This is a genomic window from Streptomyces parvus (genome assembly GCF_014648875.1).
GTDB classification, from domain to species: Bacteria; Actinomycetota; Actinomycetes; order Streptomycetales; family Streptomycetaceae; genus Streptomyces; species Streptomyces parvus.
Genome location: NZ_BMRY01000001.1, coordinates 162,635 through 185,185 on the forward strand (window position 1 = coordinate 162,635; position 22,551 = coordinate 185,185).

Sequence of the window (22,551 nt, forward strand, 5' to 3'; positions counted from 1 at the left end):
ACGGCGGCTCCATGCTGAATCCATGCTGACGCGAATCGATCACATCGGGATCGCCTGTTTCGACCTGGACAAGACGGTCGAGTTCTACCGTGCCACGTACGGGTTCGAGGTGTTCCACTCCGAGGTCAACGAGGAGCAGGGGGTCCGCGAGGCCATGCTCAGGATCAACGAGACCTCGGACGGCGGGGCCTCCTATCTCCAGCTGCTGGAGCCCACCCGCGAGGACTCCGCCGTGGGCAAGTGGCTGGCGAAGAACGGGGAAGGCGTGCACCACATCGCCTTCGGTACGGAGGATGTGGACGGGGACGCCGCGGACATCCGCGAGAAGGGCGTCCGGGTGCTGTACGACGAGCCCAGGACGGGGTCGATGGGGTCCCGGATCACGTTCCTGCACCCCAAGGACTGCCACGGTGTCCTCACCGAACTGGTCACGAGCCGGGCGGACCACTGACCGCCGCATACCCGGCCCGGTAGAGTGGGCGGTTCCGGGCCGGGGCCGGGTCGGGGCCGTACCGCGTCCTCGTCGTTTGTCTGTCACCATTCCCCGGGGGACCGCTCGTCGGCGAGCCCCCCGTGTGCAGAGTCACGACCAGGGTTGGGGTCTCCCCTGCTCGCAGAAGTTGAGAGCTCGGGGAAGGATGGGACCGCGCAGTGCGGGGCTACGAACGCCAGGAGAGCCACCGAGCTGAAGACGACCATCTCTCGCGGTTCGAAGCCGAGATGGACCGGCTGAAGACCGACCGGGAGAAGGCCGTCCAGCACGCCGAGGACCTCGGTTACCAGGTCGAGGTCTTGCGTGCCAAGCTGCACGAGGCCCGGCGCAATCTCGCAACCCGTCCCGCCTACGACAGCGCGGACATCGGCTACCAGGCCGAGCAGATGCTGCGGAACGCGCAGGTCCAGGCCGAGCAGATGCGCAGTGACGCCGAGCGCGAACTGCGCGAGGCCCGCGCCCAGACCCAGCGGATCCTCCAGGAGCACGCCGAGCACCAGGCGCGCCTCCAGGCCGAGTTGCACACCGAGGCCGTCCAGCGCAGGCAGCGGCTCGACCAGGAGCTGGCGGAGCGCCGTCAGACCGTCGAGTCGCATGTCAACGAGAACGTCGCCTGGGCCGAACAGCTGCGCGCCCGCACCGAGTCGCAGGCCCGCCGGCTGCTGGAGGAGTCCCGCGCCGAGGCCGAGCAGGCGCTGGCCGCCGCCCGCGACGAGGCCGCCCGGCTGGCGGAGGAGACCCGTCGCCGGACCGGCTCGGAGGCCGAAACCGCCCGGGCCGAAGCGGAAGCGATCCTGCTGCGCGCCCGCAAGGACGCCGAGCGGATGCTCGGGGCCGCCTCCGCGCAGGCGCAGGAGGCCACCAGCCACGCGGAGCAGCTGCGTTCCAGCACGACCGCGGAGACCGACCAGGCCCGCCAGCAGACCGCCGAGCTGAACCGCACCGCCGAGCAGCGTCTCGCGGAGGCGGAGACCCGGCTGCGCGAATCCCGCCTGGAGGCCGAGAAGGTCCTCTCCGAGGCGAAGGAGGCCGCCGCCAAGCAGCTGGCCGCCGCGGAGTCGCAGAACGAGCAGCGCACCCGTACGGCCAAGTCGGAGATCGCCCGGCTGGTCGGGGAGGCCACCAAGAGCGCCGACACCCTCAAGGAAGAGGCCGAGCAGGCCCTCGCCGACGCCCGTGCCGAGGCGGAGCGGCTGGTCGCCGAGGCGACCGAGAAGGCCGGTACGGCGGCGGCCGAGGACGCCGCGGCCCAGCTGGCGAAGGCGGCCCGCAGCGCCGAGGAGGTGCTCACCAAGGCCTCCGAGGACGCGCGGTCGACGACGAAGGCGGCGAGCGAGGAGGCGGAGCGGATCCGCCGCGAGGCGGAGGCCGAGGCGGACCGGCTGCGCGGCGAGGCGGCCGAGCAGGCCGACGAGCTGAAGGGCGCGGCCAAGGACGACACCAAGGAGTACCGGGCCAAGACGGTCGAGCTCCAGGAGGAGGCCCGCCGGCTGCGCGGCGAGGCCGAGCAGCTGCGCTCCGAGGCGGTCGCCGAGGGCGAGCGGATCCGGGGCGAGGCCCGTCGTGAGGCGGTCCAGCAGCTGGAGGAGGGCGCCCGTACCGCCGAGGAGCTGCTGACCAAGGCCCGCTCCGACGCGGACGAGGTGCGCGCCAAGGCGAACGGCGAGAGCGAGCGCATCCGCACCGAGGCCACCGAGCGGGCCGCGACGCTGCGCAAGCAGGCCGAGGAGACGCTGGAGCGCACCCGGACCGAGGCCGACGCACTGCGGGCCGAGGCCGAGGAGCAGGCGGCGGCCGTCACGGCGGCCGCGGAGGCGGCGGCGGCCGAGCTGCGCGAGGAGACCGAGCGCGGGGTCGCCGCCCGGCAGGCCGAGGCCGCCGACGAGCTGGCCCGGCTGCACACCGAGGCCGAGGCGAAGCTCACGGCCGCCGAGGAGGCGCTGGGCGAGGCCCGTACCGAGGCCGAGAGGATCCGCCGCGAGACGAACGAGGAGTCGGAGCGGCTGCGCGCGGAGGCCGCCGAGCGGCTGCGGGCGCTGACCGAGCAGGCCGAGACGGAGGCCGAGCGGCTGCGCGACGAGGCCGCCGCGGACGCCGCCGAGGCCCGGGCCGAGGGCGAGAACGTCGCCGTACGGCTGCGGAGCGAGGCGGCCGCCGAGGCGGAGCGGCTCAGGTCCGAGGCGCAGGAGGCCGCCGACCGGGTGCGCGCGGAGGCCGCGGCCGCCGCCGAGCGGGTCGGGACCGAGGCCGCCGAGGCGCTGGCCGCCGCCCAGGAGGAGGCGACCCGCCGCCGCCGGGAGGCCGAGGAGACCCTCGGTGCCGCCCGGTCCGAGGCGGAGCAGGAGCGTGAGCGGGCCCGCGAGCAGAGCGAGGAGCTGCTCGCCTCCGCCCGCAAGCGGGTCGAGGAGGCGGAGGCCGAGGCGCGCCGTCTGGTCGAGGAGGCGGACGCCCGGGCGACCGAGCTGGTCGCGGCGGCCGAGCAGACCGCCCAGCAGGTACGGGACTCCGTCACGGGTCTGCACGAGCAGGCCGAGGAGGAGATCACCGGGCTGCGCCTCGCCGCGGAGCACGCCGCGGAGCGCACCCGTAGCGAGGCGCAGGAGGAGGCGGACCGGGTCCGCGCCGACGCGCACGCGGAGCGGGAGCGGGCCTCGGAGGACGCGGTCCGGCTGCGCCGGGAGGCGAACGAGGAGTCGGGCCGGCTCCGGCAGGAGGCGCACGAGGAGACCGAGGCCGCGAAGGCGCTGGCCGAGCGGACGGTCTCCGAGGCGATCACCGAGTCGGAGCGGCTGCGCGCGGACGCCTCCGAGTACAGCCAGCGGATGCGCACCGAGGGGTCCGACGCGCTGGCGTCGGCGGAGCAGGACGCCTCGCGCGCCCGCGCCGAGGCCCGTCAGGACGCCAACCGGATCCGTTCCGAGGCCGCGGCCCAGGCGGACCGGCTGATCGGCGAGGCGACCACCGAGAGCGAACGCGTCCGCAACGAGGCCGCCCAGTCCTCCGAGCAGCTCGTTGTCGAGGCCACCACGGAGGCCAACCGGCGCCGGAGCGAGTCCACCGAGAAGGCGGACCGGATGCTGGCCGAGGCGACCGCCGAGTCGGAGCGGCTGCGCGGCGAGGCGGCGGAGCGGCTGGGCTCCGCGCAGGAGCACGCGGCCCGCGCCCACGAGGAGGCCGAGCGGCTGCGCGACGAGGCGGAGTCGGCGGCGGAGGAGCTGCGCTCGTCGGCCCGCCAGGAGGCGGACCGGGTGCTGGACGAGGCGCGCGAGGCGGCGGCCAAGCGCCGGGCGGACGCGGCCGAGCAGGCGGACCAGCTCATCAACAAGGCGCGGGAAGAGGCGCTGCGTACGGCCACCGAGGCCGAGACGCAGTCCGACACGATGGTCGGTGCGGCCCGCAAGGAGGCCCAGCGGATCACCTCGGAGGCGACCGTCGAGGGCAACACCCTGGTGGAGCGCGCCCGTGCCGACGCGGACGAGCTGCTGGTCGGCGCCCGGCGTGACGCGACGCAGATCCGGGAGCGGGCCGAGGAGCTGCGGGCCCGGCTGGAGAGCGAGATCGAGGAGCTGCACGAGCGGGCCCGCCGGGAGACGTCCGAGCAGATGAAGACCGCCGGGGAGCGCGTCGACAACCTCATGAAGGCGGCGACCGAGCAGCGCGACGAGGCCGAGGCGAAGGCCAAGGAGCTGATGGCGGAGGCCAATTCGGAGGCGAGCAAGGTCCGTATCGCCGCGGTGAAACGGGCCGAGTCGCTGCTGAAGGAGGCCGAGACCAAGAAGGCCGAGCTGATCCGCGAGGCGGAGAAGCTGCGGGCCGAGGCGAAGGCAGAGGCCGAGGCGACGGTCGACGAGGGCAAACGCGAGCTGGACGTCCTGGTGCGCAGGCGCGAGGACATCAATGCGGAGATCTCCCGTGTCCAGGACGTGCTGGAAGCGTTGGAAGGTTTCGAGACTCCGGGCGGGGGCGGGAAACCGGCCGGTGGTTCCGCGGGAGGCGCCAAGGCTCCGGCGGCGGCGGGCACACGGTCGGGGGGCAAGTCGTCCGAGCGGTGACCGTCCACGGTGCGCCGCGCTTCGTCATGGACATTCAAGCCTTCGAGTGGCAAGCACTCCGGGGGTCAGCCACTCAAAAGGGGTGTCATTCTCCAGATCAAACCGGCATCTTCACGCTGACACGCCGCAATGGCCCCTAGGATTCCCTCTATCACCTCACCGGTCTCATTCGACAGGAACCCCATGAGTGACCCTTCCTCCCCCTTCGGCTTCGAGCACGTGCGCCGTGGCTACGACCGCGGTCAGGTGGACGACCGCATCGCCAAGCTCATCGCGGACCGTGACAGTGCCCTGGCCCGAATCACCTCTCTGGAAAAGCGCATCGAGGAACTGCACCTCGAGACGCAGAACGCCCAGGCCCAGGTAAACGACGCCGAGCCGTCGTACGCCGGTCTCGGCGCCCGTGTCGAGAAGATTCTCCGCCTCGCCGAGGAGGAGGCCAAGGACCTGCGCGAGGAGGCCCGTCGCGCGGCCGAGCAGCACCGCGAGCTCGCCGAGTCGGCCGCCCAGCAGGTGCGCAACGACGCCGAGACGTTCGCCGCCGAGCGCAAGGCGAAGGCCGAGGACGAGGGCGTCCGCATCGTCGAGAAGGCCCAGGGCGAGGCGAACACCCTGCGCTCCGACGCGCAGAAGGACGCCCAGCAGAAGCGTGAGGAGGCCGACGCCCTCTTCGAGGAGACCCGCGCCAAGGCCGCCCAGGCCGCGGCCGACTTCGAGACCAACCTGGCCAAGCGCCGCGAGCAGTCGGAGCGCGACCTCGCGTCCCGTCAGGCCAAGGCCGAGAAGCGTCTCGCCGAGATCGAGCACCGCGCCGAGCAGCTCCGCCTGGAGGCCGAGAAGCTCCGCACGGACGCCGAGCGCCGGGCCCGCCAGACGGTGGAGACCGCCCAGCGTCAGGCCGAGGACATCGTCGCCGACGCCAACGCCAAGGCCGACCGGATCCGCAGCGAATCGGAGCGCGAGCTGGCTGCGCTCACCAACCGCCGCGACTCGATCAACGCGCAGCTGACCAACGTCCGCGAGATGCTGGCGACGCTGACCGGTGCCGCCGTGGCCGCCGCCGGCACCCCGGTGGAGGACGAGCCCGCCACCCGCGGTGTCCCGGCCCAGCAGAGCCGCTGATCCCCGCAGTACCGCTACCCCCGTGTGCGCCCGGTTCCGCCTTTGTGGTGGCGCCGGGCGCTCTGGCGTTCTAGCGTGTGCGCATGATCGAGCTCGAGGGACTCACCAAACGATTCGGCAGCAAGGTCGCCGTCGATCATCTGTCGTTTCAGGTCAGGCCGGGCATCGTGACCGGCTTCCTCGGCCCCAACGGGGCGGGCAAGTCCACCACGATGCGGATGATGCTCGATCTCGACAACCCCACCAGCGGTACGGTGCGCATCGACGGCAAGCACTACCGCGACCTCCAGGAACCGCTGAAGTACATCGGGGCGCTCCTCGACGCCAAGGCGATGCACGGCGGCCGCAGCGCGTACAACAACCTGCTGTGCCTGGCGCAGAGCAACCGCATCCCGAGCGGCCGGGTCGACGAGGTCCTCGACATGGTGGGACTGAGCGCGGTCGCGAAGAAGAAGTCCAAGGGGTTCTCCCTCGGCATGGGCCAGCGGCTCGGTATCGCCTCCGCGTTGCTGGGCGACCCCGAGATCCTGATGTTCGACGAGCCGGTCAACGGACTGGACCCGGAGGGCATCCACTGGATCCGCAATCTGATGAAGGCGCTCGCCGCGGAGGGCAGGACGATCTTCGTCTCCTCGCACCTGATGAGCGAAATGGCGCTGACCGCCGACCATTTGATCGTGATCGGCCAGGGCAAGCTGCTCGCCGACACCTCGATGGCGGACTTCATCCAGGAGAACTCCCGCAGTTACACACGGCTGCGCTCACCGCAGTTCGAACGGCTGCGTGACGTGCTGCACCAGGAGGGCTTCACCGCCGTCGAGACGGCGGGCGGCGTCCTGGAGATCGACGGCGCCACCACCGAGGAGCTGGGCGAGCTGGCGGCCCGGCACCAGGTGGTGCTGCACGAGCTGAGCTCCCAGCGGGCCTCGCTGGAGGAGGCGTTCATGCAGATGACCGCCGGCTCGGTGGAGTACCACGCCCATTCGGACCGGGATCCGGCGGCCGAACCGCCCGCGGTGGGAGCGGGCTGGGGCGAGAACTGCAACAAGCCGGGCAGCAACGACACCGAGGGCAAGTGACGACGATGGCATCGGTACCCGCGGTTCTCACCTCGGAGTGGACCAAGATCCGGTCGGTCTCCTCGACCACCTGGACCCTCATCTCGGCGTTCGCCGTCACGGTCGTGATGGGCGCGGCACTGGCCGCCCTGCTGAACGCCACGTTCGACGACCTCTCCGAGGCCGAGCAGGCGACGTTCGACCCGACCTTCGTCAGCTTCTCCGGGACCGTTCTCGGCCAGCTCGCGATGGTGGTGTTCGGGGTGCTCGTGGTCGGCACGGAGTACAGCTCCGGCATGATCCGCACCTCGCTGGCGGCGGTGCCCCAGCGCGCGACCTTCCTCTTCAGCAAGATCGCGGTGGCCGGTGTGCTGGCCCTCGGCGTCGGGCTGCTCACCAGCTTCGTCTCGTTCTTCCTGGGCCAGGCCATGCTCGGCGACCGGGGCACCGACATCGGCGCGGAGAACGTGCTGCGCGCGGTCATCGGCGGCGGGCTCTACATGGGTCTGATCGCGATCTTCTCCATGGGCGTGGCGGCGATGCTGCGCAGTTCCATGCTGTCGCTCGGCATCCTGATGCCGTTCTTCTTCCTGGTCTCGCAGATCCTCGCGGCGGTGCCCGGGGCCAAGAGCGTCGCCCGGTACTTCCCCGACCAGGCCGGTTCGAAGATCATGCAGGTCGTCCCGGACGCGATGAACACCGATCCCGCCCCGTACGGCCCCTGGGGAGGGCTCGGGATCATGGTGCTCTGGGTGCTGGCGGCGGTGCTCGGCGGTTTCCTGGTCCTGAAGAACCGGGACGCGTAGTCCTGAAGCAGCGGGACGCGTAGTCCTGAGGCAGCGGGACGCGCAGACCCCGTAACCGCCCGCTCGCACGCTGTGCGCAACTTGGCCGGAACCGACAGCGCCTGGTTATCCTCCTAACTCTTACGGGGGTGTGCGGCCGGGCGGCCCGGGCCCCGAACGACAGAGTGAGTCGATGGGGCTGGAGCATGATCGAGGCAGTCGGCCTGACCAAGCGCTACGGCGCGAAGACGGCCGTGGACGACCTTTCCTTCCAGGTGCGGCCGGGGGCCGTCACCGGCTTCCTCGGTCCCAACGGGTCGGGCAAGTCCACGACGATGCGCATGATCCTCGGCCTGGACCGCCCCACCGCAGGTCATGTCACCATCGGCGGCCACCCCTACCGCAGCCTGCCGAACGCGCCGCGCCAGGTCGGCGCGCTGCTGGACGCCAAGGGCGTGCACGGCGGCCGCACCGCCCGCAACCACCTGCTGTCCCTGGCCCAGCTGGCCGGGATCCCGGCGGCCCGGGTCGACGAGGTCCTCGGCGTCGTCGGCCTCCAGGACGTCGCCAAGCGGCGCTCCAGCGGCTTCTCGCTGGGGATGGGGCAGCGGCTCGGGATCGCGGCGGCGCTGCTGGGCGATCCGCAGGTGCTGCTGTTCGACGAGCCGGTCAACGGTCTCGACCCGGAGGGCATCCACTGGGTCCGCAATCTGATGAAGTCGCTCGCCGCCGAGGGACGCACGGTCTTCGTCTCGTCCCACCTGATGAGCGAGATGGCCCTCACCGCCGACCATCTGATCGTGATCGGGCGCGGCCGGCTGCTCTCCGACATGAGCGTCACGGACTTCATCTCCGCCAACTCCGCCGACTTCGCCCGGGTCCGGGTGCCCGAGGACGGCCCCGAGGACCGGCAGAAACTGACGGCCACGCTCATCGAGGCGGGCGGCCAGGTCCTGTCGGAGCCGGGCGGGGCCCTGCGGGTCACCGGGCTGCCGCTGCCGAGGATCAGCGACCTGGCCCACGGCTGCGACGTACGGCTCTGGGAGCTGTCCCCGCACCAGGCGTCGCTGGAGGAGGCCTACATGCGCCTCACGCAGGGTCTGGTGGACTACCGCTCGACGGACGACGCCAAGGCGGGGCTCGTGGAGCCGCCGCCCCTGGACGCGTACGGCCATCCGGTCGGCGGCCGCGCCGAGGTGCCCGCCGAGCCGGTGGAGGTGCCGCAGGAGGGCTGGTACGCCCCGCCGCCGCCCGGTCCGCGCCCGGCCCCCGCGCCGCCCGCCCCCTCCCCCGCCGCAGAGCCCTCCCCGGCCGCCGAGCCCTCTTCCGCCGCCCCGGCCGGAGAGCAGACCAGCAAGGACCTGAGATGACGTCCCCGGCCACCCCGCAGGACCGCCGGCAGGCGCCGCAGGCGGGCCTGCTGAGCTTCTACGAGTCGCCGATCCCGATCCGGCCCGCCACCCTGGGCGATGCGATCGCCTCGGAGTGGACCAAGCTCCGTTCCGTGCGCGCCACGGTCTGGACGCTCGGCGTGATGGTCGCACTGATGCTGACGCTCGGGGTGGGCACCGCGCTGCTGCTCGCGGCGAACGACACCAACCTGGCGGGCGAGCCCTCGCTGGCCATGGGCTTCTTCGGAGTGCTGCTGGGCTCGATCTGCGTGATCACGCTCGGGGTGCTGACCATCGGCTCCGAGTACAGCACCGGCATGATCCGTACGACGCTGACGGCCTGCCCGAGCCGGGTCCGGGTGCTCGCGGCGAAGGCGATCGTCTTCTTCTCGCTGACCTTCGTCATCACGACGGTGACCGCCACGGTCGTGGCGGTGCTCCAGACTCTGATCCTCGACAGCCCGGTCGCCCCCTCGGGTGGCGAGTGGGCACGCGCCACGGTCGGCGTCGGGCTCTACCTCGCGGGCCTCGGCCTGCTGTCGCTCGGAGTCGGCGCGATCGTGCGGCACTCGGCGGGCGCGATCACCATCATGATCGGCGTGGTGCTGCTGCCGCTGGTCCTCGCGCTGTTCATGTTCGCCGAGGATCTGCGGGGCCTTCAGCGCTTCCTGATCGAGTACTCGATCCCCAACCAGCTCAGCGCGCTCTACGGCACGACGATGACCAACTCCGGCCCGTCCGCCTGGGAACCGCTGCTGGTGATGCTGGGCCTGGTGGCCGTGGCGCTGGGCGGGGCGGTCGCGCTGCTGAACCGGCGCGACGTCTGAGGAGCGCTTCAGTAGCGCGGTGCGTTCCGGGACCGCTGCACCTTCGTGGTGCGGCGGTCCTTCGCGTTCCAGCAGGCCTTGTGCCAGTGCCTGCGGTCGTCGATACCGCCGTACTCCGGCCAGGCCACCAGGTGCGGGACCCCGGAGGGGATCTCCTGGTCGCAGCCGGGGCAGCGGTACCGCTTGCCCTGGGCGCTCGCGCCGCTGACCGGGCGCACCGACCACTCCTCACCCTGCCAGCTCTCGGTGGCCCCTCCCCCGCCGTACCTGCCGGGCGCCGTGCCGGGGCGTTCGTCGGGACTCTCGCCGCCACGGGGGCGGTTGCGGCGCGGGGACACGGGACACCTCACGGAAACGGATCGGGCTGGGTTCCACCCAGCCTAGGCGGTCTCGTCCGGGGCAGTCGTCGGCCGGCCCGCCGGTCCGGTCCGGCAGTGGGGTGAGTTAGCGGAAAATCGCAACAACTTCCGCCGGGACCGTGCCTTTGGCACGTGTCAGACGTTGTTGCCGGTGGGGGAGAAACGCGTCGGGCCGCAAGGAGGCAAGTAGCGATGCGCATCGGAACGTTCGTTCTGGCAGCCCAGTTCCCGGGACAGGGGCCGGGTGAGGCCCTGCACCGGGCCGTCCGGTCCACCGAGGCCGCGGAGGAGAGCGGGCTCGACTCGGTCTGGCTGGCCGAGCACCACTTCGTGCCGTACGGGGTCTGCCCGTCGGCGACGACGCTGGCCGCGCTGCTGCTGGGCCGCACCCGCAGAATCCGGGTCGGCACGGCGGTCAGCGTGCTGCCCAACCACCACCCGGTCGCGCTCGCCGAGCAGGCCGCGCTGCTGCATCTGACCAGCGGCGGACGCTTCTCGCTCGGGGTGGGCCGGGGCGGTCCGTGGGTGGACCTGGAGGTGTTCGGCGGCGGTCTCGACGCGTACGAGAACGGCTTCCCCGAGGCGCTGGACCTGGTACTCGCCTGGCTGCGGGAGCCGCGAGTCGCGGGGCGTGGGGAGCGGTTCGGCTTCCGCGAGGTGGCGGTGGTGCCGCGCGCGGACGAGCTGCTGGTGGACCAGGCGGACGCGGGGCCGGGGGCTGGGGCCTTGGGGCCGGGTCCCTCGGGGCCCGAGACCGTCGTGGCGTGCACCTCGCCGAAGAGTGTGCGGCTCGCGGCGGCGCGGGCGCTGCCGATGCTGCTGGGCATGCACTGCGGTGACGAGGAGAAGGCGGAGATGGTCGCCCTGTGGCGTACGGCCGCGCGGGAGGCCGGGCATCCGCCCGAGGTGGTGGAGGGGGCCGCACATGTGTCCGCCGGGGTGGCCCAGATCGCGGACAGTGCCGGGGACGCCACGGAGCTGCTGGTGAAGACGATGCCGGGCTGGCTGCGCCAGGGGCTCGACGCCCATGTCACGGTCGACGGCAGGCACCGCGTGATGCGGGACCCGGTCGCGTACACGGAACTGCTGTGCGGGCTGCACCCGGTGGGCACGCCGCGGCTGGCCGCGGACCGGCTCGCGGCCACAGCCGAGCGGACCGGGATCACGCGGTTCGCCCTGCTGGTGGAGGGGTCGGGCGATCTCGCGGCGACCGAGGAGAACGTGCGGCGGCTGGGCGCCGACGTGCTGCCGCTGCTCACCTGACCTGTGTGTACGCCTCAGTCTGCGCCGGATTCTGCGCCTGTGCATGGACAAGGACCTCGCGTGGGACATGTGGTGCGGTGGTACGGGAGCTGCCGCCCCGGAGCCAGTTGCACCTCCCGCGGCCCGGGACGGCAGCAGAAGCGTTCAGCAGTCCCGTAGTTCGGGCGACTGGTTGAGCAACTGGCCCCTCACCGAAGTGAACTTGGCCAGTCGGTCGTCGACCGAGGCGTCCAGCGGGAACACCGCGACGCGGTGGCAGTTCTGGAATGCGAGGCGCACTCCGAAGTGCCGCTGGAGCGCGCCGCGTATCGCATCACTCGCGAGCGCGCGCAGCAGCTGACCACGAGCCTGCTCGTCCGGCGGCGGCGTCTGGTTGTCGGCGAACTCTCCGCCGTCGACCTTCAGCTGAGCCACCAGCGAGCTGATCATCTCCCATGCGAAGGGCAGGGAGGTCCGGACGCAGTCGACGAAGTCGGCTTCGTCGACCTCGCCTCGCTCGGCCTGTTCCAACAGCGCCGGTGAGACGTCGAGCGACATGGGTTCTCCTCTCGCGACCCCGGAGAGTGGCCGGGGCCTTACGGGCAGGGAAGGGGGGCGACGACGCAGCGTGCACGGGCGGCGACCTCCTGCTTCCACGGTAAGCGCGCAGTCCGGGCCGCACCAGGAGATTGGGAACACAACCGGCCAATAACGAAGGGGCGCAAAGAGGGGCAAGCCCGCGCCGCCCCGGTGCGGTGTGCACCGAGTGACGGGAGGCGACGGATGGGGAAATCGCGTCGGGCCCCTGTCGTCGAGTAGCGTTGCCCACCATGCGTCTCGTCATCGCCCGTTGCTCCGTGGACTACGCGGGCCGGCTCACAGCCCACCTGCCCTCCGCCCCCCGACTGATCCTGGTGAAGGCGGACGGAAGCGTCTCCATCCACGCCGACGACCGGGCGTACAAACCGCTCAACTGGATGTCCCCGCCGTGCACCCTGAAGGAGGGCGTCGACGGTGAGGAGGGCGTCTGGACCGTGGTGAACAAGGCGGGCGAAAAACTGATCATCACGATGGAGGAAGTCCTCCACGACTCGTCGTACGAGCTGGGCGTCGACCCGGGGCTCATCAAGGACGGCGTGGAAGCGCACCTGCAGGAGCTGCTCGCGGACCGGATCGAGATCCTCGGCGAGGGTCACACCCTGATCCGCCGTGAGTACCCCACCGCGATCGGTCCGGTGGACATCCTGTGCCGGGACGCGAACGGGCAGACGGTGGCCGTGGAGCTGAAGCGGCGCGGTGACATCGACGGTGTGGAGCAGCTGACCCGCTATCTGGAGCTGCTGAACCGCGACCCGCACCTGGCGCCGGTGCGGGGGGTCTTCGCGGCGCAGGAGATCAAGCCGCAGGCCCGGGTGCTGGCGACGGACCGGGGCATCGGCTGTCTGGTCCTGGACTACGACGCGATGCGCGGCATCGAGGACGACAAGCTGCGGCTGTTCTGACCGTTCGGCACATCTGCGGACGAGAGCCGGGTGGTTCACGCTTTCGCGTGAACCACCCGGCTCTCTGCTGTCCCGGCCCGCTCAGGCCACCGGGTCGGACTCCGGCGCGCTCGCGGACTCCGCGGGGGCGGAGGCGGACGCCACCGGGGAGTCGGCGAAGGAAGGGGCCTCCGCCGAACTCGACGACGTGGTCGAGTCGGTGGGCGTCGAAGACGGGTCCGGCGTCTCCCCCTCCGACTCGGACGGCGAGGGACTCGGGCTCTCCCCCTCGCTCTCGCTCTCCGAGGGCGTGGGCGACGTCTTCGTCGGCGTCGGCTCACCCGGTGTGCTGCTCTCCCCGTCCGTCGGCTCACCCGTCGGCGACGTACCGCTCGACGAGGAGGCGCTCGGGGAGGGCGAACCGGAGGTGCTGGGGCTCGCCGATCCGGAGGCGCTCGGGGTCGCGGACGTCTCGTCGCCGGCCGGCCCGGTCGGGGACGGGACGTCCTCCGTCCCGTCGTCGGCCGGACCGTCGCCGGCCGGGTCCTCGGTGGCCGTCTGCTCGGTGGTGACGTTGCGGCTGTCGGGCTCGTCGCCGTCCGAGGTGACGCCGAGGGTGACGACGGTGCCGAGCACCGCGATCAGCAGGGCGCCCGCGCCCGCGGCGGCCAGGTTGCGCCGGGCGCCGCCCAGCACGGCACGGCCGGAGACCTTGCGCGCGGCGGGGGCGGGCGGCAGCGAGGAGATGACCGTGGGCTCCTCCTCGACGGTGTTGCGGAGGAACAGGGGCGCCCCGGCTGTCCCGCCCGGCGGCGTACCGGGGAGGTCCTGGCGTACGGCGGTCGTCCCGTCGCCCGAGGGGGTCCCGCCGAGGGGGGCGAAGTCGCCGGAGCGGTCCGCGACCAGGGCGAGCGCGCGGCGCCCGGCCACGGCCCCGGACTTGTCGGCGAGCACGCCGCGCATCCCGATCGAGGTCTCCAGCTCGGTCCGGGCCCGGTCCGGGTTGCCGGTGCAGAGCGCGAGGACACCCAACTCATGGTGGAAGTACGCCTCTTCGGCGACCTCACCGGCGATCCTGGCGGCCTCCTGGCCGATCCTGAGCGCGCGCTCCCAGGGGCCCCAGCCCAGCCCCGCGGCGAAGGCCGGGGAGGCGCTGCGGGCCAGCAGGACGGCCGCGCTGGCCGCTCCGGCCTCGTCGCCCGGGACCAGCCGGGCCAGGGAGGCGACGATCGCGTCGGCCTCGGCCACGGCCCGCTGCGGGGTGACCGAGGGGTGCGAGGTCCACCAGGCGTAGTGCTGGGCGGCGGTACGGGCGTGGGTGGCGGCCTCGTCCTCGTAGCCGGCCGCCACGAGCTGGGCGAGGACTCCGGCGGCGAGCCGGTAGCGCGGACCGGCCGGGGAGAGCAGGGCGCAGCCCGCGAGCTCGCCGAGCGCGGCGTCCGCGTGGGTGTCGCCCACGAGGGCCGGCAGATGGGCCTGGTGGGGCACCTCGCCGCCGAGGGCGACGGCGAAGCGCAGAGTGGCGCGGGCCGCCTCGCTGAGGCGGGAGGCGAGCAGCTCGGCGGGCGCGGCGCCCTCGCCGAGGCTCGGCAGGGGGACGTCGAGGGATTCGGTGGTGGGTGCGACGGGGGCCGGGGGTGCGTCGTCCGCGCGTGGCTCGAAGTAGTCGTACTCGTCGAAGGCCTCTTCGGGCGCCGCGCGCAGCCGGTCGCGCTGGACGAGGAGGGATCCGGCCTGGACGAAGCGGAGCGGCAGGCCCTCGGACTCGAACCAGAGGTCACCCGCCCAGTTCCGCTCCTCCTCGGTGAGGGGGCGGTCGACGACCTTCTCCAGGAGGGCCAGCGAGGCGCCGCGGCCGAGACCGGCGAGGAGGACCTCCTCCAGGTGGGCGTCGACGCCGGGGGTGGTCTCGGTGGTGGCGGCGAGCAGGAAGGCGCACTCGGGGGTGGCGGCGAGCAGTTCGTCGAGGGCCGCACCTCCGATCTCCAGGTCGTCGACGGTGACGACGGCGCCGATACCGCGGACGAGCGCGAGCAGTTCGTCCCGGTCGGGGCGGTGGGCCGGGGCCTTGTACACGGCGTCGAAGAGGGCGTGCAGCAGGTCGGCGCCGGTGCGGCCGCGGCCGTTGAGGCGGACGACCCCGTCGGGGGCCAGGTCGGCGCAGTCGGCGGCGACGGCGTCCAGCAGCGCGGTGCGGCCGGAGCCGGGCTGGCCGGTGAGGCGGACGCTGCGGCCGCGCGCCAGCAGGCGGACCAGGCGCTCGCGCTCCTCCTGGCGCTCCAGGAGCGGCAGCTGCGGGGCGGGCGGACCGGCGGGCACGGGGGGTGCGCCGGCGCGTTCGTGGTCGGCGCGTTCGGCGGGGGTGCGGCGGACCGGGGCGTCGGGGCCGGAGCCGGGCGGAATCGCCTCGACCTCGCTGCCGTCGACGGGGTTGACCGTCAGCAGCAGGTCGCCGGCGGTCAGCTGGACGACGCGGACCTGCTGCGGCGTCTGCGGGCCGAAGTCGGCTCCGCCGGAGTCGCGGGACGGCCGACGTTGGCCGGGATCGCCGCCGGAGCGGTCGTGGTCCTGCCCGTACTCATCGGGTGCCCGGTGTGTCGGGTCCATCGCAAAGTCCCCCAGACGCGTCGTGCGTGGTCGCCCCTCCCGGCCTCACACGCGCCCCGCTGTCGCTTCCGGTCCGGTGTCCGCCATGGGTTCGTTGTCATTCGGCGGACGGCCGAACCCTAGACCTTGGCACAGTATTCATGAAGCGCCGGGGTGCCACGCCGTCCAGGACGTCACGTTCCGGTGAGGATTGCGTGACTTCCGTGCCTGATGCCCGTGCCCGTCCGCCGGGCACTGCTCAGACGCGCGGCAGCGACTCCGCGGCGATACCGCCCTCGATGGCCAGGATGCGGTGCAGCCGGGTGGCCACCAGGAGGCGCTGCATCTGCGGTGGCACGCCGCGCAGCACGAGGCGGCGGCCGGCCCGTCCGGCCCGGCGGTGGGCCCCCATGATGACGCCGAGCCCGGTGGCGTCCCAGGAGTCCAGCTCGGTCAGGTCCAGCACGAGGTCGCCGACTCCGTCGTCCACGGCGGAGTGCAGGACCGTACGGGCGTCCGCCGCGCTTCGGACGTCGAGGCGGCCCCCGACGACCAGCTCGGCGTGGTCGCCCCTGATGTGCATATGCGCTCCCCGGTCATGCTCCGTAGTAAGTCCGTCGGTCTGTCTGTCCGTCTGATCCGCCGTCGCCGCCGACCGTGCGCCTCTGCCACCACTGACTGCCGCGACGACAGGGAAGTTGCCGTCTGTAAGCGAACCGATACCGAATTCACTCGGTGGAGTGACCTCGGTTCGTCGGCTGCCGGTGACCGCCGGGTAGAATCCCCGGCTCCCCCGGCCCGGACGGCGGTGGGCCGGCCGGGCCGAGAGGGCGGATCCGATCAGGTTCCGCCCTCGGATCCGGTCAGTACGTGTAGAAGCCCTGCCCGCTCTTGCGCCCGATGTCACCTGCGTCGACCATCCGGCGCATCAGCTCGGGGGCGGCGAACTTCTCGTCCTGCGACTCGGTGTAGATGTTGCTCGTGGCGTGCAGCAGGATGTCGACGCCGGTCAGGTCCGCGGTGGCGAGCGGGCCCATGGCGTGGCCGAAGCCCAGCTTGCAGGCGATGTCGATGTCCTCGGCGGTCGCGACGCCCGACTCGTACAGCTTGGCGGCCTCGACGACGAGCGCCGAGATCAGCCGGGTGGTGACGAAGCCCGCCACGTCGCGGTTGACGACGATGCAGGTCTTGCCGACCGACTCGGCGAACTCCCTTGCGGTGGCGAGGGTTTCGTCGCTGGTCTTGTAGCCGCGCACCAGCTCGCAGAGCTGCATCATCGGGACCGGCGAGAAGAAGTGCACGCCGACGACGCGCTCCGGACGCTCGGTCACGGCCGCGATCTTGGTGATCGGGATCGCGGAGGTGTTGGAGGCGAGGACGGTGTGCTCGCCGACGACCTTGTCGAGGGCGCGGAAGATCTCGTGCTTGACTTCCAGCTTCTCGAAGACGGCCTCCACGACGATGTCCGCGTCGGCCACGGCGTCGAGGTCGGTGGTCGTGGTGATGCGGCCGAGCGCGGCCTCGGCGTCGGCCGCCTCCAGCTTGCCCTTGGCGACGAACTTGTCGTACGAGGCCTTGATGCCGTCACGGCCCCGGGTCAGCGCGGCGTCGGTGACGTCCCGCAGCACGACGTCCCAGCCCGCCTGCGCGGAGACCTGCGCGATCCCGGATCCCATGAGTCCGGCCCCGATGACGGCGAGCTTCCTGGCCACGTTCGCACCCCTTGGTTTCTGTTCGCCCGTGCGCATTTGTTCACGGCGGTTCACATTGCTCTCCGGCGGAGGTTAGTACCCGTGGGCCGTGCTGGGGCGGTGAAGAGATGCGCGTCACGTCTCAGATGACGGACATCACACCGGGACGCGTCATTCGGCTCCGCGCCGCGCGTAGTTGAGGGTTCCCGCGTCACTACGCTGACCCCATGGTCAATCTGACGCGCATCTACACCCGGACCGGCGACCAGGGCACGACGGCCCTCGGCGACATGAGCCGCACCGCCAAGACCGATCTGCGGATCTCGGCCTACGCGGACGCCAACGAGGCCAACGCGGTGATCGGGACGGCCATCGCGCTCGGGCAGCTGCCCGAGGACGTGGTGAAGGTCCTCGTACGGGTCCAGAACGACCTGTTCGACGTGGGCGCCGACCTCTCCACCCCGGTGGTCGAGGACCCGAAGTACCCGCCTCTGCGGGTGGAGCAGAGTTACGTGGACAAGCTGGAGGCGGACTGCGACCGCTTCCTGGAGGAGCTGGAGAAGCTCCGCAGCTTCATCCTGCCGGGCGGTACGCCGGGGGCGGCGCTGCTGCACCAGGCGTGCACGGTGGTCCGGCGGGCCGAGCGGTCCACCTGGGCGGCCCTGGAGGTGCACGGGGAGACGATGAACGCGCTCACCGCCACCTACCTCAACCGCCTCTCCGACCTCCTGTTCATCCTGGCGCGGAGCGCGAACAAGGAGGTCGGGGACGTGCTGTGGGTGCCGGGCGGCGAGCGGTAGGCCCTAGAAGCGGTCGGCCCGCTCGCGGTCGGCCACCGCGTCGTGCGGGGCCCGCTTCGGGAACACCGTGTAGCCGCCGGCGATGATCACGTTGATGCCGATCACCAGGAGCATCTTCTGCTGCCAGCTCTCGAGCGAGCTGATCGCCCCGTCCGGGCCGACGTACCAGACCGCCGCCTGGAGCAGGGCCAGGGCGACCACCGCGGCGAGGATCCAGCGGGCGGCCGTGCGCCACTCGTGGATCGCGCGGGCCGTGCCGTACTTCGGCGGCTTGACCGGCGGCGGGCCGCCGAACCAGCGGTGGGCGACCCAGGCGTCGACCTTCTTGATGGTGTGGTGGCCGAGGCCGACCGTGAAGCCGATGTAGACGGCCGCCAGGCCGTGCTTCCAGTCGGGCTCGGCGCCGTTCTTCAGGTCGATGGCCGTCACCACCAGCAGGACGACCTCCAGCAGCGGCTCGCACAGCAGCACGGCCGCGCCGAGCCTCGGTTTCCGCGCGACGTACCGCAGGGCCAGCCCGGCGGCCAGCAGAACCCAGAATGCGACCTCGCAGGCCACGACCAGTAGGGCGATCACGACTCTCTCCTCCCGTTCCCCTCCAGGCTCCCGGCCGCCGGGTGCGGATACGTCGTCGGCAGTGACGAAACCGGACTGCATCCTTCGATGTAGTCGCGGATCGGCCCGCGAAGGGAGGCCCGGGGGGCCGCGGTGCGTGTTGGATGGAGGGGTGCTCACCTCGATCCGCCCCGACCGCGACGCGGTGGCCCTCGCCGTCTCCGGGCTGCTCGGGGGGCTGCTGCTGTGGCTGCTGGGCCTCCACACCCAGGGCGGCCGCCCCTTCTCCGCGCCCTGGGTCACGCTCGTACCGCTGACCGCCATGGCCGGGGCCGAACTGCTGCGCCGCAACGCCCCGCGCGCGGCGCTGACGATCGGCGTGCTCGCGCTGGTGGCGGACCAGTTCACCCGGGGCAGCCTGGCCACCGCCCTGATGTTCACGGACGTCATGTACGCGGCCGTGCTCTACGGGGCCCCGGCCGCCGCCCGCCGCCTCCCGGTGGCCACGCTGCTGGTCACCGTCGCGTCGACGATCGGCTTCCTGGCCTGGTTCCGTAAGCCCGAGGCGCTGCTGATCGGCCTGGTCATCGGGCTGGTCTCCTTCGTCCCCGCCCTCACGGGAGTGAGTGTGCGCAGCCATCGCGCCGCCGCCGAGAGCGCCCGGCTGGCGGCCGCCCAGACCGCGCGGCTCGCCGAGATGGACCGGACGCAGGCGGTGATCGCCGAGCGGGCCCGGATGGCCCGGGAGCTGCACGACATGGTGGCCAACCACCTCTCCGCCGTGGCGATCCACTCCACGGCGGCCCTGTCCATCGACGACCCGGAGACCTCGCGCAACGCGCTGAAGGTGATCCGGGAGAACAGCGTCGAGGGGCTCGCGGAGATGCGCCGGCTGATCGGGCTGCTGCGGGAGGGCGGCAAGGACGAGGCCCCGGCCGCGGCCCCGACGCTGGCGGCTCTGGACACCCTGATCGAGCAGACGAACACCAACGGGGCGTCCGGCGGGCTCGTCTGCTCCCTGGAGGACACCCGGGACCCGGGCGCGGACCCGCTGCCGACGCCGGTCGAGCTGGCCGCGTACCGGATCGTGCAGGAGTCCCTGACGAACGCTCTCAAGCACGCGGCTCCGGGCCCGGTCGTGGTGCGGCTCGGCCAGGCCGGGGAGCTGCTGACGGTCGAGGTGACCAGTGCGTTCGGCAGCCGGGCCGGGCCGACCGCGCCCGGCTCGGGGGCGGGTCTCGTGGGCATGCGGGAGCGGGTGGCGCTGCTCGGCGGGACGTTCGGGGCCGGGGCCGAGCCGGGCGGCGAGGGTACGAAGATCTGGCGGGTGCGGGCCGAACTGCATGTACGGGAGAGGGAGATGCGGGAATGACGATCCGGGTACTGGTGGCCGAGGACCAGGCGGCCGTGCGCGCGGGGCTCGTACTGATCCTCTCCAGCGCGCCGGACATCGAGGTCGCCGGGGAGGCCGGGGACGGCGAGGCGGCGGTGCGCCTGGCCCGTGAACTCCGGCCCGATCTCGTCCTGATGGATGTGCAGATGCCCCGGCTGGACGGGGTGTCTGCGACCCGGCAGGTGGTGGCGGAGGAGCTGGCGGACGTCCTGGTGCTGACCACGTTCGATCTGGACGAGTACGTCTTCGGGGCGCTGCGCGCGGGCGCCAGTGGCTTTCTGCTGAAGAACACCGACGCCCGCGAACTGCTGGAGGCGGTACGGACGGTGGCGCGCGGCGAGGGGCTGATCGCCCCTGCGGTGACCCGTCGGCTGATCGCCGAGTTCGCGGGGACCACGCCCGTACGCACGAGCCGGACGGCCGATCCGGTGGTGCTGGACTCCCTGACCCGGCGCGAGCGCGAGGTGCTGGGGTGCCTGGGCGAGGGGCTGTCCAACGCGGAGATCGCGGTGCGGCTGTCGATGGCGGAGGCCACGGTGAAGACCCATGTCAGCAGGCTGCTCGGGAAGCTGGAGCTGCGCAGTCGGGTCCAGGCGGCGGTGCTGGCGCAGGAGTTGGGGATCTGAGACGAGCGATCGATCTTTGGTCCAGACCTCTTGACGGTTGGTCCAGACCTTTCTACTGTCACCGGAACACTGCGGTGAGTACGAGAGCACCCGTACTCAGGGCGGCGCAGGGTTTGCAGTCCACGAATCACCCCCGTTTGTTGGACCTCACCCGAGGAGCACCGTTGAGCACTGAAACCCCCCAACGCCGTTCCAGATTCCGATGGATACCCGCACGCAGCGGCAGATCCAAGGTCGTCGCGGGCCTGACCGCGCTGGTCGTGCCGCTGGCCGCGATGGTGGGACTCGCCACCCCCGCCTCGGCAGCCGCGTCGGCCACCGCCACGTACACCAAGAAGTCCGACTGGGGCAGCGGCTTCGAGGGCCAGTGGACGGTGAAGAACACCGGCACCACCGCGCTCTCCTCCTGGACCATCGAGTGGGACTTCCCCTCGGGCACCTCGGCGGGCTCCGCCTGGGACGCCAACCTCACCAAGAGCGGGAACCACTACACCGCCAAGAACCTCGCCTGGAACGGGACCGTCGCGCCCGGCGCCAGCATCAGCTTCGGTTTCAACGGCACCGGCTCCGGCTCCCCCACGGGCTGCAAGCTGAACGGCGCCTCCTGTGACGGCGGCTCGGTGCCCGGCGACAACGCGCCGTCCGCCCCCGGCAAGCCCACCGCGAGCGACATCACCGACACCTCGGTGAAGCTCAGCTGGACCGCGGCCACCGACGACAACGGCGTCAAGAACTACGACGTCCTGCGCGACGGCGCGAAGGTCGCCACGGTCACCGGCACGACGTACACCAACACCGGCCTGACCGCGGGCACCGACTACTCCTACGCCGTGCAGGCCCGGGACACCGCCGACCAGACCGGCCCGGTCTCCGGCTCCGTCGCCGTGCGCACCACCGGCGGGAACGGCGGAGAGCCGCCCGTCGGTGACAAGATCAACATGGGCTACTTCACCAACTGGGGCGTCTACGGGCGCAACTACCACGTCAAGAACCTGGTGACGTCCGGCACGGCCGCGAAGATCACGCACATCAACTACGCCTTCGGCAACGTGCAGAACGGCAAGTGCACCATCGGCGACGCGTACGCCGACTACGACAAGGCGTACACCGCCGACCAGTCCGTCGACGGCGTCGCCGACACCTGGGACCAGCCGCTGCGCGGCAACTTCAACCAGCTGCGCAAGCTGAAGGCCAAGTTCCCGCACATCAAGGTCCTCTGGTCGTTCGGCGGCTGGACCTGGTCCGGCGGCTTCGGCCAGGCCGTCCAGAACCCCGCGGCCTTCGCCCAGTCCTGCCACGACCTGGTCGAGGACCCCCGCTGGGCCGATGTCTTCGACGGCATCGACCTGGACTGGGAGTACCCCAACGCCTGTGGTCTGAGCTGTGACACCAGCGGTCCGGCCGCGATCAAGACCATGGCCGACGCGATGCGCGCGAAGTTCGGCGCGGACTACCTGGTCACCGCCGCCATCACCGCGGACGCCTCCGACGGCGGCAAGATCGACGCCGCGGACTACGCGGGCGCTGCCAAGTCCTTCGACTGGTACAACGTGATGACGTACGACTTCTTCGGCGCCTGGGCGAAGCAGGGCCCGACGGCCCCGCACTCCCCGCTGACCTCGTACGCCGGCATCCCCCAGGCGGGCTTCAACTCCGCCGACGCCATCGCGAAGCTGAAGGCGAAGGGCGTTCCGGCCAAGAAGCTGCTCCTCGGCATCGGCTTCTACGGCCGCGGCTGGACCGGCGTCACCCAGGCCGCCCCCGGCGGCACGGCGACCGGCGCGGCGCCGGGCACGTACGAGGCGGGCATCGAGGACTACAAGGTCCTCAAGAGCTCCTGCCCGTCGACCGGCACCGTCGCCGGCACCGCGTACGCCCACTGCGGCACCAACTGGTGGAGCTACGACACCCCGGCCACCGTCGGCTCGAAGATGGCCTGGGCGAAGAACCAGGGCCTTGGAGGCGCGTTCTCCTGGGAGTTCTCCGGTGACACCACCAACGGCGAGCTCGTGAGCGCGATGGCCAACGGCCTGAAGTAATCCCCACGCCTCAGGCCGAGGCACGAAAAGCACGACCCCGGAAAAGCACCG

Annotated in this window: 19 protein-coding genes; 13 read left to right on the forward strand and 6 right to left on the reverse strand. The window is 72.0% G+C overall.

What is annotated here, in order from left to right; translation table 11 throughout:
* The first annotated feature begins 22 nt into the window (after positions 1-22).
* The 7 genes from mce to IE140_RS00705 all read left to right on the forward strand — a co-directional run bounded on the left by mce (position 23) and on the right by IE140_RS00705 (position 9,728).
* Positions 23-451, forward strand: coding sequence for a methylmalonyl-CoA epimerase (mce, locus tag IE140_RS00675; protein WP_010072158.1), 429 nt, complete (start codon positions 23-25; stop codon positions 449-451).
* Between the two features lie 200 nt (positions 452-651).
* Complete coding sequence (gene scy / locus IE140_RS00680; protein WP_150196039.1) at positions 652-4,545, forward strand: polarized growth protein Scy; 3,894 nt, start codon at positions 652-654, stop codon at positions 4,543-4,545.
* 183 nt (positions 4,546-4,728) lie between these two features.
* A complete protein-coding gene (locus IE140_RS00685) occupies positions 4,729-5,667 on the forward strand; it encodes a coiled-coil domain-containing protein (protein WP_006127615.1) in 939 nt (312 codons plus the stop codon).
* An 83-nt stretch (positions 5,668-5,750) separates the two neighbouring features.
* Positions 5,751-6,746, forward strand: coding sequence for an ABC transporter ATP-binding protein (locus tag IE140_RS00690; protein WP_150196037.1), 996 nt, complete (start codon positions 5,751-5,753; stop codon positions 6,744-6,746).
* Between the two features lie 5 nt (positions 6,747-6,751).
* Complete coding sequence (locus IE140_RS00695) at positions 6,752-7,531, forward strand: ABC transporter permease (RefSeq protein WP_093442098.1); 780 nt, start codon at positions 6,752-6,754, stop codon at positions 7,529-7,531.
* A 185-nt stretch (positions 7,532-7,716) separates the two neighbouring features.
* Complete coding sequence (locus tag IE140_RS00700; RefSeq protein WP_189459972.1) at positions 7,717-8,880, forward strand: ABC transporter ATP-binding protein; 1,164 nt, start codon at positions 7,717-7,719, stop codon at positions 8,878-8,880.
* Positions 8,877-9,728 (forward strand): ABC transporter permease subunit, encoded by an 852-nt coding sequence (locus IE140_RS00705; protein ID WP_093442001.1) that lies wholly within the window; start codon positions 8,877-8,879, stop codon positions 9,726-9,728. The genes IE140_RS00700 and IE140_RS00705 overlap by 4 nt, the downstream gene beginning before the upstream one ends.
* An 8-nt stretch (positions 9,729-9,736) precedes the next feature.
* Here the strand turns inward: IE140_RS00705 and IE140_RS00710 are convergent, their stop codons facing one another.
* Positions 9,737-10,066, reverse strand: a complete 330-nt coding sequence (locus IE140_RS00710) for an Rv1322 family protein (protein WP_010072153.1) — start codon at positions 10,064-10,066, stop codon at positions 9,737-9,739.
* 213 nt (positions 10,067-10,279) lie between these two features.
* On the opposite strand from IE140_RS00710, the gene IE140_RS00715 reads away from it, so the two are divergent.
* Complete coding sequence (locus IE140_RS00715) at positions 10,280-11,350, forward strand: LLM class flavin-dependent oxidoreductase (protein WP_189459974.1); 1,071 nt, start codon at positions 10,280-10,282, stop codon at positions 11,348-11,350.
* 144 nt (positions 11,351-11,494) lie between these two features.
* Here IE140_RS00715 and IE140_RS00720 read toward each other — a convergent pair whose 3' ends face one another.
* Entirely contained in the window at positions 11,495-11,887 is a 393-nt protein-coding gene (locus IE140_RS00720) for an SCO5389 family protein (protein ID WP_006127608.1), read from the reverse strand.
* A gap of 272 nt (positions 11,888-12,159) precedes the next feature.
* Between IE140_RS00720 and nucS the strand changes: the two genes are divergently transcribed.
* Positions 12,160-12,831 (forward strand): endonuclease NucS, encoded by a 672-nt coding sequence (gene nucS / locus IE140_RS00725; RefSeq protein WP_006127607.1) that lies wholly within the window; start codon positions 12,160-12,162, stop codon positions 12,829-12,831.
* Positions 12,832-12,912: 81 nt separating this feature from the next.
* Here the strand turns inward: nucS and IE140_RS00730 are convergent, their stop codons facing one another.
* The 3 genes from IE140_RS00730 to IE140_RS00740 all read right to left on the reverse strand — a co-directional run bounded on the left by IE140_RS00730 (position 12,913) and on the right by IE140_RS00740 (position 17,108).
* The gene (locus IE140_RS00730) at positions 12,913-15,417 is read right to left on the reverse strand and encodes an ATP-binding protein (protein WP_189459977.1); all 2,505 of its coding nucleotides are present in this window, start codon (positions 15,415-15,417) and stop codon (positions 12,913-12,915) included.
* A 238-nt stretch (positions 15,418-15,655) separates the two neighbouring features.
* A complete protein-coding gene (locus IE140_RS00735) occupies positions 15,656-15,979 on the reverse strand; it encodes an STAS domain-containing protein (protein WP_003966237.1) in 324 nt (107 codons plus the stop codon).
* A 280-nt stretch (positions 15,980-16,259) separates the two neighbouring features.
* A complete protein-coding gene (locus IE140_RS00740; RefSeq protein WP_006127604.1) occupies positions 16,260-17,108 on the reverse strand; it encodes a 3-hydroxyacyl-CoA dehydrogenase family protein in 849 nt (282 codons plus the stop codon).
* 206 nt (positions 17,109-17,314) lie between these two features.
* Between IE140_RS00740 and IE140_RS00745 the strand changes: the two genes are divergently transcribed.
* Positions 17,315-17,887: a cob(I)yrinic acid a,c-diamide adenosyltransferase gene (locus tag IE140_RS00745; RefSeq protein WP_006127600.1), complete on the forward strand. Its 573-nt coding sequence runs from the start codon at positions 17,315-17,317 to the stop codon at positions 17,885-17,887.
* Positions 17,888-17,890: 3 nt separating this feature from the next.
* Here the strand turns inward: IE140_RS00745 and IE140_RS00750 are convergent, their stop codons facing one another.
* Positions 17,891-18,463, reverse strand: coding sequence for a hypothetical protein (locus IE140_RS00750; RefSeq protein WP_150195684.1), 573 nt, complete (start codon positions 18,461-18,463; stop codon positions 17,891-17,893).
* Between the two features lie 151 nt (positions 18,464-18,614).
* Here IE140_RS00750 and IE140_RS00755 point away from each other — a divergent pair, with 151 nt between their 5' ends.
* The 3 genes from IE140_RS00755 (at position 18,615) to IE140_RS00765 (ending at position 22,500) form a co-directional block, all read left to right on the forward strand.
* Positions 18,615-19,814, forward strand: coding sequence for a sensor histidine kinase (locus tag IE140_RS00755; RefSeq protein WP_150195682.1), 1,200 nt, complete (start codon positions 18,615-18,617; stop codon positions 19,812-19,814).
* On the forward strand, positions 19,811-20,461 hold the full coding sequence (locus tag IE140_RS00760) for a response regulator (protein ID WP_100561555.1): 651 nt from the start codon (positions 19,811-19,813) through the stop codon (positions 20,459-20,461). Before IE140_RS00755 ends, IE140_RS00760 begins: the two co-directional genes overlap by 4 nt.
* 164 nt (positions 20,462-20,625) lie before the next feature.
* On the forward strand, positions 20,626-22,500 hold the full coding sequence (locus IE140_RS00765; protein WP_093442021.1) for a glycoside hydrolase family 18 chitinase: 1,875 nt from the start codon (positions 20,626-20,628) through the stop codon (positions 22,498-22,500).
* Positions 22,501-22,551 lie beyond the last annotated feature (51 nt).